This window comes from Amycolatopsis sp. NPDC043885, from assembly GCF_056435685.1.
In genome coordinates this window covers 1,784,304-1,799,338 of record NZ_JBWKEA010000001.1, presented here as the reverse complement: position 1 = coordinate 1,799,338, position 15,035 = coordinate 1,784,304, and the positions used below count along the sequence as shown (strand labels likewise).

The following is a 15,035-nucleotide window of genomic DNA, read 5'->3' as shown; positions in this document are numbered from 1 at the left end:
CGGACGGCCCCGTCCGGCGCTATCCGCCGGACGGGTTACCCGAAGATCCCCGCGATGCTGTTGAACAGGCTGGACAGCAGCTGGATGGCGAGGACCGCGAAGACGATCATGAGGGTGATCGCGATCATGACGCCTGCCATGTTCGACGACGGTTTACCGAGCCGCGGCATCTGCATGGAGCGTTTTGCCCGCCGTACTTCGACTTCGGCCTCTTCGTCGACCTCGACCGGCTCTTCCTGCTTCACGCGCCGGGGCTGGCGGATCAGCTGGGAAGGCCTCGACGGCCAGGTGCGCTGCTGGGGCAGGATCCCGATCGGCGCAGCGCCTTGCTCACCGACCGTGCTGACGATCTTGGCGGGCGACTGCGCGGCGGTCTGCTCGGGGCCCGGGTCTTCGGCGGGCCGCTCGTCCGCGAGCATGGCCGCGTTGACCATCCTGCTGACGACTTCGGGGTCGTGCTGTACCGGTCCCGGCACCTGCACGCGGACGTCGTCGGCTCCCGCCGAGGGGGACGCCGGGGCCGTCGCGCCGGTCGTGACCAGCCCGGACAGCGGGTCGGCGAACGTGTCGCCCGGAGGATCTGCCTGAGTGCCGTCGCCTTTCACGAAGTCGGGGGCATCGAAGAAGGGGGTTTCGCCCTTCCCGCTCATGGTGACCACCTCACTACGGAATGTCCTCTGCTTCCAGGGTAACCACCTCGGCCCGCCGCACATCCGCCCAATGGGCCAGATAAATGTCACGCGCCGCGAGACTGATCTTCACATCCTCCAGCAAAGGTTCGAAGAAGGAACGCCGGTACCGGGCATCTGTCGCGGTCGATGCGGCGAAGTACAGACCGGAGAAGACGGCGAGGAAAACGGAGACGTTGACGAGCGCGGAACTCACCGGAAGGGGGACACCCAGCAGTGTTCCGGGCGCCGATTCGCGGCCGGCGAACTCGGTCACGACCTCCGGGCTGAGGATCAGCACCCCGAACACGACGAAGAAGGCGAACACCAGCACCCCGAACGCCACGATCTGCACCGCTTGGGCGAAGAACAGCACCAAGGCGATGTTCAGGCGCTCGATCTTCGTCAGCGCGCGCCGGTCCGGTGGAGGCGTGTCGTCGTCGAACGGCGTGCCGCGCAGGACGGTCGCCCCGGGTTCCACGGTCCAGGACTTCAGCTCCTTGATCTCGTCGGAGAGCATCGACGCCAGGAACACCGCGCCGATCAGGACGAGGAAGCCTGCCACCAGCCACAACCGGCCGGGGGTCAGCCGTTCCACGGCCTGCCACAGTTCGGCGGTGAAGAAGCTGAACATCACCACCAGCAGGAGCAGCGGCAACGCCCGTGACGCCAGCGAGCCGATGGCTCTGACCTGGGCGACCGCGCTCCGCGCCGCCCAGGTCAGGATCGAACCGACGCCGATCCGGACCAGCAGCATCAGCACGCCCAGCGCGGCGAGGTTGGCGAGCACCGCGATCCACAAGGGGTTGTCCCACGCCACCAGCCCGGTGAGCCGCTCGCCGAGCGGCAGTACGAACAACCAGAAGCCGATCGTCGCCGCCATGACGGCCAACCGGACCCGGGTGCGGCTCAGCACGCGGAGCAGCTTCGCCATCAGGCGACCGGCGATCACCGGGACCACGACCACGGCGAACGTCAGCGCCAGCACGCCGAGGACGTAGCCGACACCGCTGTCGCGCATCCTGGCCGCGAGCACGTCCTCGGGGACGTCGAGCAGCTTCAGCAGCCCGGCCAGCAGCAGGTCGAGCAGGCACAGGAACACCAGCCCTGGTGTGGACCGGCGCAACATCCCCGCCCCGCGCCTCCGCCGGTGGATGACCATCGGCAGCCCTCGCCGCCGGAACCACGCGTCGGCCGCGCGCCGGTCCAGGTCCATGCCTCCCCCTCGTCCTCGCTCAAGGCGGCTACGTCCGGCTCAAATCCACCGCCTCGTGCAGCCAGCCCGCCAGTGCCCGGCGGTCCATTCCACCGAACATCAGCCACCCTTCGGAAGGGGCGGCGTACAACACGAACCTCCCCAGATCGTTGTCGACGATCACGAAGCCATAGTCCGGGTACTCGGCGTTCAGTCCGCCGAAGGCGACCAGATCGAGGATCGCCGTGCCGGTCCGCGGACGGCTCAGCGTGTCCGCGACCAGGCCGACCCCTTCGTCCTGGCCGGGCAGCGGCACGCCGTGCCCGTCGATCCTGATGCGCATCGGCTCGGTCTCACCGGCGGGGACGTGCGGGAGCCCGCCGAAGACGCGGGCGCCAAGCTCGCCGAAATCGCTCAGGCTGAACGTGGTCCGCCGCCCCGTCCTCATCCGCCAGACGACCGCCTGATGCCCGTCGCCGTAGCAATCGACGCGCACCGAGCGGGGCGCGGACGCGAAGACGCCGGTGAGGACGCCTCGCACCGAACCCCGCAGCATCACGCCGTGCATCCGGACCGCCGCGGGATGGATTTCGCCGTTCTCCATCAGGCCTGCTTCTTCGAGCATCGCCGCCTTGGCCGCGTACCGCTCGGCCTGGGTGACGAGATCCGCCGGCTCGTCGTACGACGGGCACAGACGGCGGATCTCGTCGTCGGTGATCTCGGGGTCGTAGCCCAGGTACACGCTCCGCCGCTCGGGCACGGCGCGCAGCACCGGCTCGGCGGCGCGCCTCATCAGTTCCTTCACGGTCGCCGGTTCACGCATGGTTCTGCACCGCCTTCACGATCCATTGCTCGGCCGTCGACCGGCTGGCCGGGCCCCAGGTGAGCGTCCAGCGGCCGTCGCCGTCCATCGCCGCGCTGAACTGGTACCGGCCGAGGTCGTTGTCCACCAGGCCGAACGCGCCGTGCGGGTACTCGGCGAGGATGGCGTTCCGCACCGCGAGATCGACGAGGACCGTGCCGTGCCGCGGCCGCGAAGCACCCTCACGGATCACCTCGACGGCTTCCCGCGCCCGCACCGGGATCAGCCCGCCCGCGTCCGTCTCGATGCGCACGGTCTCGCCGGTGCCGGGCGGATGGTCGGGCAGCCCGTCGAACACCCAGCCCGGCAGCGCGCTGAGGAAACCGGACCGCAGCCGCGCTCGCCTGCCGAGCTTGTTCAGCACCGTGGTGTAGGCCTCGTCGCCGAAGAACCGGACCTCCCACGGCTCCGCGCGCGACGGGAACACCCCGGTCACCACGCCACGGATGAACCCGCCGCGCAGCGCGCGATACAGCCCGACGGCCTCGGGCGTGACCTCACCGCCGGGGGCCAGCCCGATGGTCGCCATCCCGCTCACGAACCGGGTGTACTGCTCCACCTCCTCGGCAAGCGTGAGCCCCGGAGTCGGCTCCTCGCCGGCGAGGACCGGCGGCACGGCGAGCTCCGGATCGTAGAACTCCATCACCGAGGGACGCTCCGGAACCTCGGCGGCCAGCGGGGCGATGACCTCGTCGATGACGTCGAAGACAGCGGTCGTTGAAGTGCTCACCTGACCATTGAACACCCTGGTACCGACAATTTTTAGAACTTTTGTTCGAACGGGTGAGGTCGTTCGGCGAACGGTCGGCGAGCGGTTTCCGGCCGACAATTTTGCTCGACTGAGCTATTTTTTGCTCATGCAAGCAAAAGCGAAGACGTTCACCGAGAGTGCGAGACGCGCACAGATCGTGGCCGCGGCCATCGAGACGATCGCCGAGCTCGGCTACGCCCGCGCGTCGTTCGCCCGGATCGCGAAACAGGCGAACCTGTCGAGCACGGGGCTCATCTCGTACCACTTCGCGAACAAGGAGGAACTCGTCCGCACGGTCCTCGAAGACGTCTTCCGCGAGATCGGCGCGTTCATGGCCGAGCGGATGAGCGAGCCCGCGTCCGCGAGCGAGGCGCTGCGGACGTACCTGGAGGCAAACCTCGAATTCGCCGCATCGCAGCCGACCCGGATGCGCGCGTTGCTGAACATCTTCCTCGGCGGCGCCCTCGACTACGACCCGGCGAACGAGCGGGCGGCGCTGGAACCGGTCGAACGCATCCTGCGCTGGGGCCAGGAGTCGGGAGAGTTCCGCGAGTTCGACGTCCACGTGATGGCGACGACGATCCGGCGTTCGGTGGAGGGCCCGGTGTTCCTGCTCGCCGGAACGCCGGAACCGGACCTCACCACCTACGCGGCCGAACTGGTGACCCTCTTCGATCTCGCGACCCGGAGGCAGTGATCCCGTGATCCGCCAGTGGGGTGTGGTGCTGCTCGAAGTCGTCGTGCCCGTCGCCGGGTACTACGTGCTTCACGGCTTCGGCGTCGGCGCGCTGCTCGCGCTCGCCCTCTGCGCCCTGCCGACGGTTCTCTTCGTTCTCTACCGGGCGATCCGATGGCGGAAGATCGACACGCTCGCGATCTTCGTGCTGGCGATCTTCGCGGTCAGCGCCGGCTTCTCCTTCATCACCGGCAGCCCGCGGTTCATGCTGGCGAAGGCGGGCTGGGTCACCGGGGTGATCGGCGCCGGATTCCTGGTTTCGCTGCTGTTCTCCAGGCCGCTCGCGTTCGGCGTGGCCCGCTCGATGGTCGCGAAGAGCCGGCTCGCGGACACCCTGCGCGCCGGCGAATGGGACGAGTTGTGGCCGCGGCACGCGTGGTTCCGGCGTGCTTGGCGGGTCGCGACCGTCCTGTGGGGCGTCGCCCTGATCGCCGACGCCGCCGGGCGGGTCCTGCTGGCGTACACGCTGCCCGTGGACTCCGTACCCGCCCTCGGCACCGCGCTGTACGGCGTCACGTTCGTCGCCGTGCAGGTACTGCAACACCTCTATTTCCGCCGCGTCGGGCTGTGGCGCCGCCTCGCGGCGTCGTGAAAGGACCTCTCATGCATCTCCTGCTGGCTATCGTCACCGGCTTTCTCGCGCTCGTCGCACCCGCGGACCCGCTCGTCGTGCGCACCGACTCCGGGCTCGTCCGCGGCATGGAAGCCGGACCGACCAGGACGTTCAACGGGATCAGGTTCGCCGCGCCACCCGTCGGCGAGGATCGCTGGAAGCCGCCGCGACCGCCCGAACCGTGGAAGGACGTCGCCGACGCGACGAAACCCGGCCCCGCGTGCACCCAGTACCTGCCGGGCAGCGCCGAGGACTGCCTCTTCCTGAACGTCACCGTGCCGCGCGACGCGGGGAGCCGTCGCCTGCCGGTGCTCGTCTGGCTGCACGGCGGCGGCTACACCATGGACGCGGGAAGCCTCTACGGCGCGCGACGGCTGGCGGATCAGGGCGACGTCGTCGTGGTGACGACGAACTACCGGCTCGGCGTCTTCGGCTACTTCGGTCTTCCCGGCCTCGCGGGTTCCGGCGATTTCGGGCTCATGGACCAGCTTTCCGCGCTGCGCTGGACCCAGCGCAACATCGCCGCGTTCAGCGGCGACCCGCGGAACGTGACACTGGCGGGGCAGTCCGCTGGCGGGATGAGCACCTGCGCGCTGCTCACCTCGCCCGCCGCGACCGGCCTGTTCCACAAGGCCGCGATCATGTCCGGCTCCTGCCTGTTGAACTGGCCTCCAGGCGGGCTCATCCCGAATCAGCCCGCACAGACCCCGTACTCGCCGCTCGCCAAGACGGAAGCCGACGGCGCGGCGATGGCCGCGAGTCACGGCTGCGAGGGCCCGGACGCGCTCGCCTGCCTGCGTCGTCTCCCGGCCGCGGATTTGCTGAAGGATCACCAGTCCTTCGCCAATCACCTGACCTATCACACGCCGCTGCTGCCGTCCGATCCCGCGAAAGCCGTGCGACAAGGCGCTTTTCACCGTGTGCCGGTGCTCTCGGGCGGCACGCACGACGAGATGAGGTCGTTCATCGCGGGCGTCGCCCTGCACAAACCGATCACCGAGGAGCGCTATCAGGAGTTTCTGCGCAACGCTTTCGGCGAACACGCGGACGAGGTGGCGGCGGAGTATCCGTCGCGGGACTATCTTTCGCCCGCCATGGCGTGGGCGACGGTCACCACCGACCGTTCGTGGGCCTGCCCGACGGCCGAGGGGAACAGGCTGCTTTCACGGCGAACTCCGGTGCACTCCTACGAGTTCGACGACAAGAACGCCCCCAACGTGAACCGGATCGAGGCGCCCGGCCTCCCGCACGGCGCGGCGCACGCCCTCGATCTGGTCTATCTGTTCGAGCTCAGCGGGGTCGAAGACTCGCTCGATGAGGCGCGGAAACGTCTTTCGGAGCAGATGATCGGCTACTGGACCACGTTCATGCGCACGGGTGATCCGAACGGGCACGGCTCGCCGCGGTGGGATTCCGATGTCGTGCTTTCGCTCGCGCCGGACGCGATCCGCCCTGTCTCTCACGACGTCGATCACCGGTGCGGCTTCTGGGCGAGCCTTCGCTCCTGACCGGCCCTGTCCCCGCGTGCAATGAAGGGGCCTTTCATAGCAAATTTTGCTATGAAAGGCCCCTTCATTGCACTTGAGGGGAGCTACTTCGTCTTCGTGGCCGTGGAACGCGTCGAGGGCTTCTTCGCCGCCGCGGTCTTGGTCGCCGTCGACTTGGTCGCGGCGGTCTTCTTGGCCGCGGTCGCCTTGGTGGCCGTCGTCTTCGACGCCGCCGTCTTACGCGCGGGAGCCTTGCGCTTGGGCGCCGGGCCCTTCGCGCGCTTCTCCGCCAGCAGTTCGGCGGCGCGCTCGGCGGTCAGCTCCTCGATGCTGTCCGACTTCCGCAGCGTCGCGTTGTACTCGCCATCGGTCACGTACGGACCGAAACGGCCGTCCTTGACCACCATCGGCTTACCGGACACCGGGTCGTCGCCCAGTTCCTTCAGCGGCGGCTTCGCGGTCGCGGACCGGCCACGCTGCTTCGGCTCCGAGTAGATCTTCAGGGCCTCTTCGAGCGTGATCGAGAACAGCTGGTCCTCGGTCGTGAGCGAACGCGAGTCCGTGCCCTTCTTCAGGTACGGCCCATAACGCCCGTTCTGCGCGGTGATCTCGTCACCGGATTCCGGGTCCTTGCCGACCACGCGCGGCAGCGAGAGCAGCTTCAGCGCGTCTTCGAGAGTCATCGTCTCGATCGACATCGACTTGAACAGCGATCCCGTCCGCGGCTTCGGCTGCTTCGCCTTGGCGGCCTTCTTCTGCGCGGCCGTCGCGCCCTCGGGCAGCGGCTCAGGCTCGGGCAGGAGCTCGGTGACGTAGGGGCCGAAACGGCCTTCCTTCGCCACGATCTCGTGTCCGCTGACCGGGTCCTTGCCGAGTACGCGGCCTTCCTGCGGCGTCGCGAACAGCTTCTCCGCGATGTCCTTGGTCAGCTCGTCCGGCGGCAGGTCCTCGGGCAGGTTCGCCCGCTGCGACGTCCCGTCGACCTCGCGCTCGAGGTATGGGCCGTAGCGGCCGACACGCACGACGACGGTGTGACCGTCGGCGTCGGTGAACAGGGGGATCGAGTTGATCTCGCGGGCGTCGATGTCCTCGACGCCCGAGCCGACCAGCTTCTTCAGCCCGCCGAGACGGCCGACCGAACCGTCGACGCCCATGTCGCCACCGAAGTAGAACTTCGACAGCCACTGCGTGCGGTGCTCGTCACCGGCGGCGATACGGTCGAGCTCGTCCTCCATGCCGGCGGTGAAGTCGTAGTCGACCAGCCGCTCGAAGTGCCGCTCCATCAGGCCGATCACCGCGAAGGCGACCCAGGACGGCACCAGCGCGGAACCCTTCTTCCACACGTAGCCGCGGTCCTGGATGGTCTTGATGATCGACGCGTACGTCGACGGGCGGCCGATGCCCAGCTCTTCGAGCTTGCTGACCAGGCTCGGCTCCGAGTAGCGCGCCGGCGGCGACGTGGTGTGCCCGTCCGGGCTCAGCTCGGTCGCGGTCAGCGCCTGGTCCTTGACCAGCTGCGGGAGACGGCTCTGCTTGTCGTCCGCCTCGCCACCGCTTTCGGTGTCGACGGCCTCGACGTACGCCTTGAGGAACCCGGCGAAGGTGATCGTGCGGCCCGACGAGGCGAACGTGACCTCCTCGCCGCTGGTGGCGGTGCCGACGATCCGCACCGACATCGTGGTGCCCTTCGCGTCCGCCATCTGCGACGCGATCGTGCGCTGCCAGATCATCTCGTAGAGGCGGTACTCGTCGGTGTCCAGATCCTTCGCGACCTGGCCCGGCGTGCGGAAGACCTCGCCAGAGGGACGGATCGCCTCGTGGGCTTCCTGCGCGTTCTTCACCTTGCGGGTGTACTGGCGCGGCGACGGCGAGACGTATTCCTTGCCGTACAGCTGCGTCGCCTGGCTGCGCGCCGCCGAGATCGCCGACTCCGACAGCGTCGTGGAGTCGGTACGCATATAAGTGATGTACCCGTTCTCGTACAGCTTCTGCGCGATCCGCATGGTGCGCTCGGAGGTGAACCGCAGCTTGCGGCCCGCCTCCTGCTGCAGGGTCGAGGTCATGAAGGGCGCGTACGGCTTGCGCGTGTACGGCTTCTCCTCGACGCTCGCGACCTTGAATTCGCGGTTCTTCAGCGCCTCGGCCAGCCGGACCGCGTCGGCCTCGGCCAGCACGCGGATCTCGTTGTTGGAAGCCTTGAGCTGCCCGTCCGAGCCGAAGTCACGGCCGGTGGCCAGGCGTGCGCCGTCGACGGCGATCATCCTGGCGGGGAAGGTGCGCGGGGAGGCGTCGGCTCCGGCGTCCATGGTCGCCGAGATGTCCCAGTACGACGCCGAGGTGAAGCGCATGCGCTCGCGCTCCCGCTCGACCACGATCCTGGTCGCGACGGACTGCACGCGGCCGGCCGAAAGCTTCGGCATGACCTTCTTCCACAGCACGGGCGAGACCTCGTAGCCGTAGAGCCGGTCCAGGATGCGGCGGGTCTCCTGCGCGTCGACCAGGTCCCCGTCGAGCTCGCGGGTGCTGTCGGCCGCGGCGCGGATCGCCTGCTCGGTGACCTCGTGGAAGACCATCCGGCGCACCGGGACCTTCGGCTTGAGGGTCTCCAGCAGATGCCACGCGATGGCTTCGCCCTCGCGGTCGGGGTCCGTGGCGAGGTAGAGCTCGTCGACGTCCTTCAGCAGCCCCTTCAGCTCGGTGACCTTGGACTTCTTGTCCGGCGTGACGACGTAGAGCGCCTTGAAGTCGTTGTCGACGTCGACACCCAGCCGCGCCCACGACTCGCCCTTGTACTGGGCGGGGACGTCGGCCGCGCCGCGAGGGAGGTCGCGGATGTGTCCGACGGAGGACTCCACGACGTAGTTACCGCCGAGGTACGGGGCGATCTTGCGGGCCTTGGTCGGCGACTCGACGATCACCAGCCGACGACGGCCAGCGCCGTCGTCCGACGCCGCGGTCTTCTTCGTCCGTGCTCCTGCCACGCTGTCCTGCTCTCCGCTCATCTTCGGCGCCTTCGCGCCGCCTCTCGACCCGTCAGTGTGCACGCTCGCACCGCCCGGACCACGGCTAGGTGGTGCAACACGCCGCCGATCGTGTGTCCAGCGCATCGCCGCTGACCTCGTCGATGTTTCCTTTCAACACCTAGCACGTGACGTCGGACACGTCCGCCCGGGGGCCCGCGTGACGGGGCGAACACCCTCCGTTCGACGGTGGTGGCTCCCTCCCGCCAACGCTTCACTTGATGTCCACGCCGACCCGAAAGGACTCCACGTGACCCGACGACTCCTCGGCACACTGTTCGCCATGCTGACCGCGTCCGCGCTGGTCGGAACCGCGCCGGCGCAAGCGGCCACGACCACCTTCGCCGGAACCGTGGCGTTGTCGAACTGCTCCGGGTCGGTGGTCAAACCGCCCGAGGCGAGCCTCGACGACCCCGCCCTCGTCCTTTCCAACGGGCATTGCCTGCAAGAAGGTTTCCCGGACCCCGGGGAAGTAATCGTCGACAAGCCGTCCACGCGGACCTTCAGCCTGCTGTCCAAGGACGGCCGCTCTTCGCTCGGCACGCTCAAGGCGAAGAAGCTGCTCTACGCGACGATGACCGACACCGACGTCTCGCTCTACCAGCTCGACACCAGCTACGCCAAGATCAAGTCGGCCTACGGTATCGCCCCGCTGGCGCTCTCGCCGACCCGTCCGTCGGCGGGTATCGCGATGGACGTGGTGTCGGGTTACTGGAAGAAGATCTACTCCTGCAACGTCGACGGCTTCGTCCACGAGCTGCGCGAGGCGAACTGGGTCTGGAAGGACTCGATCAGGTACACCTCGGCGTGCAAGACGATCGGCGGGACCTCGGGGTCGCCGATCGTCGAGAGGTCGACCGGCAAGGTCGTCGGCGTCAACAACACCGGCAACGAAAGCGGCCAGCGGTGCACGATGAACAACCCGTGCGAGGTCGACGCGGCCGGGAAGGTGACCGTGCGGAAGGGCATCAACTACGGGCAGCAGACCTACCAGCTGACCTCCTGCCTCTCGCACAGTGAACTCGACCTGTCGAACCCGAACTGCCGGGCTCCGAAACCCTGATACCCCACCCTCGTGAGTGGTAAAGACGGTTCTAACCGTCCTTACCACTCACGAGCGTCAAACGGCACGCACCACGGGCACGAGACTGGGCCAAGCGGGCTCGGCACCCGCCGGGGCGTCTCCGATCAGCTCCAGCACATGCGCGAGCCGCCTCCGCCCGGTGACCCGGAGCAGCGCCTCTTCACCTTTCTGCGCCTTCGCCGGCACGCCCAGCTGGGCCAGCGCCGTGATCAGCCGCTCGTGCGTCTCCGGCGCCTCTGGATCGAGCGCGAGCAGATAGCCGTTGCCCTGGGGACTGCCCGCCGCGAGCGCCCACATCCTCAACATGGCCCCGTCGAGCCGGAAGCCCTCCGGCAGGACCTTCTCGTCACCACGGTTCCAGCGCTGCTCCAGTGGCAGCAGGTCGACCCGGAACGGCGTCCTCACGAGCGGCCGCCCGCATTCGGCGGCCGAGACCTGCGCCTCCGCGCCGCGACGACGGCATTCCCTGGCGAGGGCACCCGCCCGCCACGGCTCGTCGACCACGGCGGACAGCCGCGCGGCCGTCCGCCCGAAGCCCGTCATCCGCCCGGGCCCGCACAGCACACCGGCGAGATCGGCGAGCCCCGGCCCGCTCGCCTCCGCCGAGAAGAGCGAGATCGTCCCGTCCACCCGGACAGAATAGAACACAAGTTCGAGTCATGGCCAGTGATCGCGGGGTGACTCAGCGAGGTTGCTTGACCAATTCCTGGCAAATCGGAATCCGGCTGCTCGCCGCGGCGAGCTGAGGGACGTCGTTAAGGCCCCTGAGAAGGTCGAGGCGGTCTAGTTCGTCGAGGGACGTCCTCGCGTCGCGAAGCGCCGTTTTTGTCGCCTCGGGGTCGCTTGAGGAGTCGAGGCGGTGCCGGACGTCGTCGGCACGGGCGCGGATGCCGGCGAGCTGGGCGACGGCGGCCGTGCGCGAGGTGTCACCGCCCGTGACCGGCGCCGGACCGAGATTCTCGAAGGCGGCGGAGGTGCGGTCCAGCCCTTCGACCACCGAGGTCATCAGCTCGCTGGAGGTACGGGAAGCCTGCTGTGGCGTGCTCGGATCGACGCTGGGCAGCGTCGCCAGCGTCCGGACGAGGCCGCCCGCCGCGCCGCAGTACCCCTCCGTCCAAGCGGAGGCGGGGTCGGCCTCCGACGCGCTGACCGTCGCGAGACCTTCTTGTCTGGCGTGGGAAGTCACCGCGGGCTGCTGCCCGCACCCGGCGAGGCCGAGTCCGATACCTGTTGCTAGCGCGGCAAGGACGGTGAACCGCGGCCGCACGAAAACACCTCCCGACCTGACGACTTCCCGGCTGGCCCCCGACGGTACCGATACCGGGGGGCAATGCAAATCAACGCGGCGGAAAGAAGGTCAGGAAGGCAGCTTCTTGCAGTTCGGGGCCTGCGCGGCCAGTGCTTTCACCGAAACGTTCGTTTCCAGCTGCTGGAACGGGTCGGGCATGTCGTTGATGTCGGATCCGATTTGCCGGAAGGAAACCGCGGCGGCCGCCACGGCGGCCTTGTCGTCCTTCGGCGCCGCGTCGAGCGCTGCCTTCGCGGCGAGCACCTTGTCCCGGATCGGCGTCAGCGCGTCGACGATGCTCCTGCGCGCCGCGTCGGCTTCCGCGCTCGGCGCCTGGCCGAGCTTCCCCAAACCGGTGACCGCGTTGTCGAAACCCGGCGCGAACACCCCGAAGGCCTCGTCCATCACCTTCCGCGCACTGGCGACGTCGTCCTGCTCGAAGTCGGGCATCGTGAAATCGCCGATCTTGGCGAAGTCGATCAGCGAACCGCAGAAACCGTCCATCCAGGAACTCCCGGCCGCGGGGGCGGGAGAAGAAGGAGAAGGGGCGGCCGTCCGCTCGGCGCCGCCACAGCCCGCCAGCAGGAAAACGGCGGCGAACAGGATGATCGAACGCCTCATGGCAGGGACTCCCCCGGGATCGGATCGGCGTGACGCGCAGACATTAGCCTGCGCCGAACAGCCGCCGGGCCCGCCACGAAAATCGTGACGGGCCCGGCGGAGGAAACTTTCCGGCGTTAAGCCTTCGCTTGCGCGGGGTTCTCGGAAAGCACCGACTCGCGACGCTTGGAGACCACGATCGCCGCGACGATGATCGCGACGGCGACCAGCGAGATCGCGATGCGGATGCCGACGTTGGCGTCCGCGCCGATCGAGAACTGCACGACCGCCGGGGCGATCAGCACCGACACCAGGTTCATCACCTTGATCAGCGGGTTGATCGCGGGACCGGCGGTGTCCTTGAACGGGTCACCCACGGTGTCACCGATGATGGTGGCCTCGTGCGCGTCCGATCCCTTGCCGCCGTGGCTTCCGTCCTCCACGAGCTTCTTCGCGTTGTCCCAGGCACCACCGGAATTGGCGAGGAAGATCGCCATCAGGGTGCCGGAAGCGATCGCACCGGCGAGATAACCGGCGAGGGCGCCGGTGCCGAGGCCGAAGCCGACCGCGATCGGGGCGAAGACCGCGAGCAGACCGGGCGTGGTCAGCTCACGCAGCGAGTCACGCGTGACGATGTCGACGACCCGGCCGTACTCGGGACGGGTGGTGCCCTCCATGATGCCCGGGATGTCGCGGAACTGGCGGCGCACTTCGTAGACGACCGCGCCGGCGGCACGGGACACCGCGTTGACCGCGAGACCGGAGAACAGGAACACGACCGCCGCACCGATGATGACACCGACCAGGGTGTTCGGGCTGACCACTTCGTTGACGAAGAAGTTCAGCGCGGACGCGCTGGCCTGCGCCGCCTCCGGGATCGACTTCAGCGCCTTGCTGATCGCGTCCTGATAGGACCCGAACAGCGCCGTCGCCGCGAGGACCGCCGTCGCGATCGCGATGCCCTTGGTGATGGCCTTGGTGGTGTTGCCGACCGCGTCGAGCTCGGTGAGGATCTGCGCGGCGTCTTCGTCGACGTCACCCGACATCTCGGCGATGCCCTGCGCGTTGTCCGAAATCGGGCCGAAGGTGTCCATCGCGACGATGACGCCGACGGTGGTGAGCAGACCGGTACCGGCCAGCGCCACGGCGAACAGCGCGACGCCGCCACCGAGCAGGTACGCGCCGAACACGGCCGCGCTGATGACGAGCGCGGTGTACACGGCGGACTCGAACCCGACCGAGATACCGGCCAGGATCACCGTCGCCGCACCGGTTTCGGAGGACTTGCCGACCTCCTTGACCGGCTTGTGCTCGGTGCCGGTGTAGTAGCCGGTGAGCTTGAGGATGACCGCCGCGAGCACGATGCCGATGATCACCGAGATGGTCGCGATCAGCGCCGGGCTACCGGGTTCGCTGGTCGCACCGCTGGTCAGCTCGGAGAACGAACCGGGCAGGTAGACGAACGCCGCGATCGTCGAGAGCACCGCGGAAATCGCCGCGGAGATGTAGAACGAGCGGTTGATCGTGACCAGACCGCCTTCGCCCGCCTTGGCCTTGGTGATGTAGACACCGATGACCGCGGTGATCACACCGATGGCGGGCACGATGAGCGGGAAGATCAGGCCGTGCACGCCGAACGCGGTGCTACCCAGGATCAGCGCCGCGACGAGCATGACCGCGTACGACTCGAAGAGGTCCGCCGCCATTCCGGCGCAGTCGCCCACGTTGTCACCGACGTTGTCGGCGATGGTCGCCGCGTTGCGCGGGTCGTCCTCGGGGATGCCCTGCTCGACCTTGCCGACCAGGTCCGCGCCGACGTCGGCGGCCTTCGTGAAGATACCGCCGCCGACACGCATGAACATCGCGATCAGCGCGGCACCGAAACCGAAGCCCTCCAACACCTTCGGGGCCTGTCCGGTGTAGACGAGGACGACCACCGCGGCGCCGAAGAGACCGAGACCGACGGTGATCATGCCGACGACGCCACCGGTGCGGAAGGCCAGGCGCATCGCCTTCTCGCGACCGCCCGCCTCGCGCGAAGCGGCCGCGACACGCAGGTTCGCCTGTGTCGCCAGCCACATGCCGAGATAGCCGATCGCGAAGGAGAACCCAGCGCCGACCAAGAAGAAGATGGACCGGCCGATCTTCTCGTTCCAGTCATCGGCCGGCAAAGCGAAGAGCAGCACGAAAACGATCGCACCGAAGATCGCGAGGGTGTTGCGCTGCCGTTTGAGATAGGCAGCCGCGCCTTCCTGCACCGCCTTCGCGATGTCCTGCATCTTGGAGGTGCCCTGGCCCGCGGCCAAGACCTCCTTGAGCAGAACGTAGCCGATGACCAGTGCGGCAAGGGCGACCACGGCGATCACACCGACGATGGTGTAACCACCTCCGGAGAGCGTGAGTTCGCCCTCCGCGAGGAACTGCCGGGACATTCGTCCTCCTGGAGACGTCGCCGTTGGCCAACGACGATCCGCCGATGGAACCGGCGTGCCGACGCTGGCATGGGGATCTGAGCCGAACGTCACGCTAGTCGCACTGCAAGGCACGTCTCACATGACGCTCGACACAGACGGTGTGGATTGCGGGAGTGTATTGGTAGTGGGATGGCGGACGGCAAGGCGTCCCCGCCACCGTACGTTCCGTAATCTTGTGAGGCTGGTCACTGTATCGATCATCGGCGGCCGCTTCCAGTGCCCGTTCCGTCCGGCGGCGGACCGTTTCTGTCGGTGCG

Annotated in this window: 13 protein-coding genes; 4 read left to right on the top strand and 9 right to left on the bottom strand. The window is 68.2% G+C overall.

Features of this window, described 5'->3' with window-relative positions; translation table 11 throughout:
• Positions 1-35: 35 nt before the first annotated feature.
• The 4 genes from AC069I_RS09050 to AC069I_RS09035 are packed head-to-tail and all read right to left on the bottom strand — an operon-like array spanning position 36 to position 3,470.
• Complete coding sequence (locus AC069I_RS09050) at positions 36-650, bottom strand: hypothetical protein (protein WP_478224401.1); 615 nt, start codon at positions 648-650, stop codon at positions 36-38.
• Between the two features lie 13 nt (positions 651-663).
• Entirely contained in the window at positions 664-1,884 is a 1,221-nt protein-coding gene (locus tag AC069I_RS09045; protein WP_478224400.1) for a hypothetical protein, read from the bottom strand.
• 28 nt (positions 1,885-1,912) lie between these two features.
• Positions 1,913-2,686 carry an ESX secretion-associated protein EspG gene (locus AC069I_RS09040; RefSeq protein WP_478224399.1) on the bottom strand — a complete coding sequence of 258 codons (774 nt, stop codon included), beginning with the start codon at positions 2,684-2,686 and terminating at the stop codon, positions 1,913-1,915.
• Positions 2,679-3,470 carry an ESX secretion-associated protein EspG gene (locus tag AC069I_RS09035; protein WP_478224398.1) on the bottom strand — a complete coding sequence of 264 codons (792 nt, stop codon included), beginning with the start codon at positions 3,468-3,470 and terminating at the stop codon, positions 2,679-2,681. Before AC069I_RS09035 ends, AC069I_RS09040 begins: the two co-directional genes overlap by 8 nt.
• A 112-nt stretch (positions 3,471-3,582) precedes the next feature.
• Here AC069I_RS09035 and AC069I_RS09030 point away from each other — a divergent pair, with 112 nt between their 5' ends.
• From AC069I_RS09030 to AC069I_RS09020, 3 genes are read left to right on the top strand one after another with little or no spacing between them, the layout of a single operon-like run.
• On the top strand, positions 3,583-4,173 hold the full coding sequence (locus tag AC069I_RS09030) for a TetR/AcrR family transcriptional regulator (protein WP_478224397.1): 591 nt from the start codon (positions 3,583-3,585) through the stop codon (positions 4,171-4,173).
• 4 nt (positions 4,174-4,177) lie between these two features.
• Positions 4,178-4,804, top strand: a complete 627-nt coding sequence (locus tag AC069I_RS09025) for a VC0807 family protein (RefSeq protein ID WP_478224396.1) — start codon at positions 4,178-4,180, stop codon at positions 4,802-4,804.
• 11 nt (positions 4,805-4,815) lie between these two features.
• The gene (locus tag AC069I_RS09020) at positions 4,816-6,333 is read left to right on the top strand and encodes a carboxylesterase/lipase family protein (protein ID WP_478265108.1); all 1,518 of its coding nucleotides are present in this window, start codon (positions 4,816-4,818) and stop codon (positions 6,331-6,333) included.
• Positions 6,334-6,416: 83 nt separating this feature from the next.
• Here the strand turns inward: AC069I_RS09020 and topA are convergent, their stop codons facing one another.
• Complete coding sequence (gene topA / locus AC069I_RS09015; protein ID WP_478224394.1) at positions 6,417-9,314, bottom strand: type I DNA topoisomerase; 2,898 nt, start codon at positions 9,312-9,314, stop codon at positions 6,417-6,419.
• Between the two features lie 268 nt (positions 9,315-9,582).
• Between topA and AC069I_RS09010 the strand changes: the two genes are divergently transcribed.
• Positions 9,583-10,395, top strand: a complete 813-nt coding sequence (locus tag AC069I_RS09010) for a S1 family peptidase (protein ID WP_478224393.1) — start codon at positions 9,583-9,585, stop codon at positions 10,393-10,395.
• A gap of 57 nt (positions 10,396-10,452) precedes the next feature.
• On the opposite strand, the gene AC069I_RS09005 is transcribed toward AC069I_RS09010, so the two are convergent.
• From AC069I_RS09005 to AC069I_RS08990, 4 genes are all read right to left on the bottom strand, one after another.
• Entirely contained in the window at positions 10,453-11,064 is a 612-nt protein-coding gene (locus tag AC069I_RS09005; protein WP_478224392.1) for a hypothetical protein, read from the bottom strand.
• Between the two features lie 34 nt (positions 11,065-11,098).
• Positions 11,099-11,683, bottom strand: coding sequence for a hypothetical protein (locus AC069I_RS09000; RefSeq protein WP_478224391.1), 585 nt, complete (start codon positions 11,681-11,683; stop codon positions 11,099-11,101).
• Between the two features lie 90 nt (positions 11,684-11,773).
• The gene (locus AC069I_RS08995; protein ID WP_478265107.1) at positions 11,774-12,325 is read right to left on the bottom strand and encodes a hypothetical protein; all 552 of its coding nucleotides are present in this window, start codon (positions 12,323-12,325) and stop codon (positions 11,774-11,776) included.
• 116 nt (positions 12,326-12,441) lie between these two features.
• On the bottom strand, positions 12,442-14,736 hold the full coding sequence (locus tag AC069I_RS08990) for a sodium-translocating pyrophosphatase (RefSeq protein ID WP_340685326.1): 2,295 nt from the start codon (positions 14,734-14,736) through the stop codon (positions 12,442-12,444).
• Between the last annotated feature and the right edge of the window lie 299 nt (positions 14,737-15,035).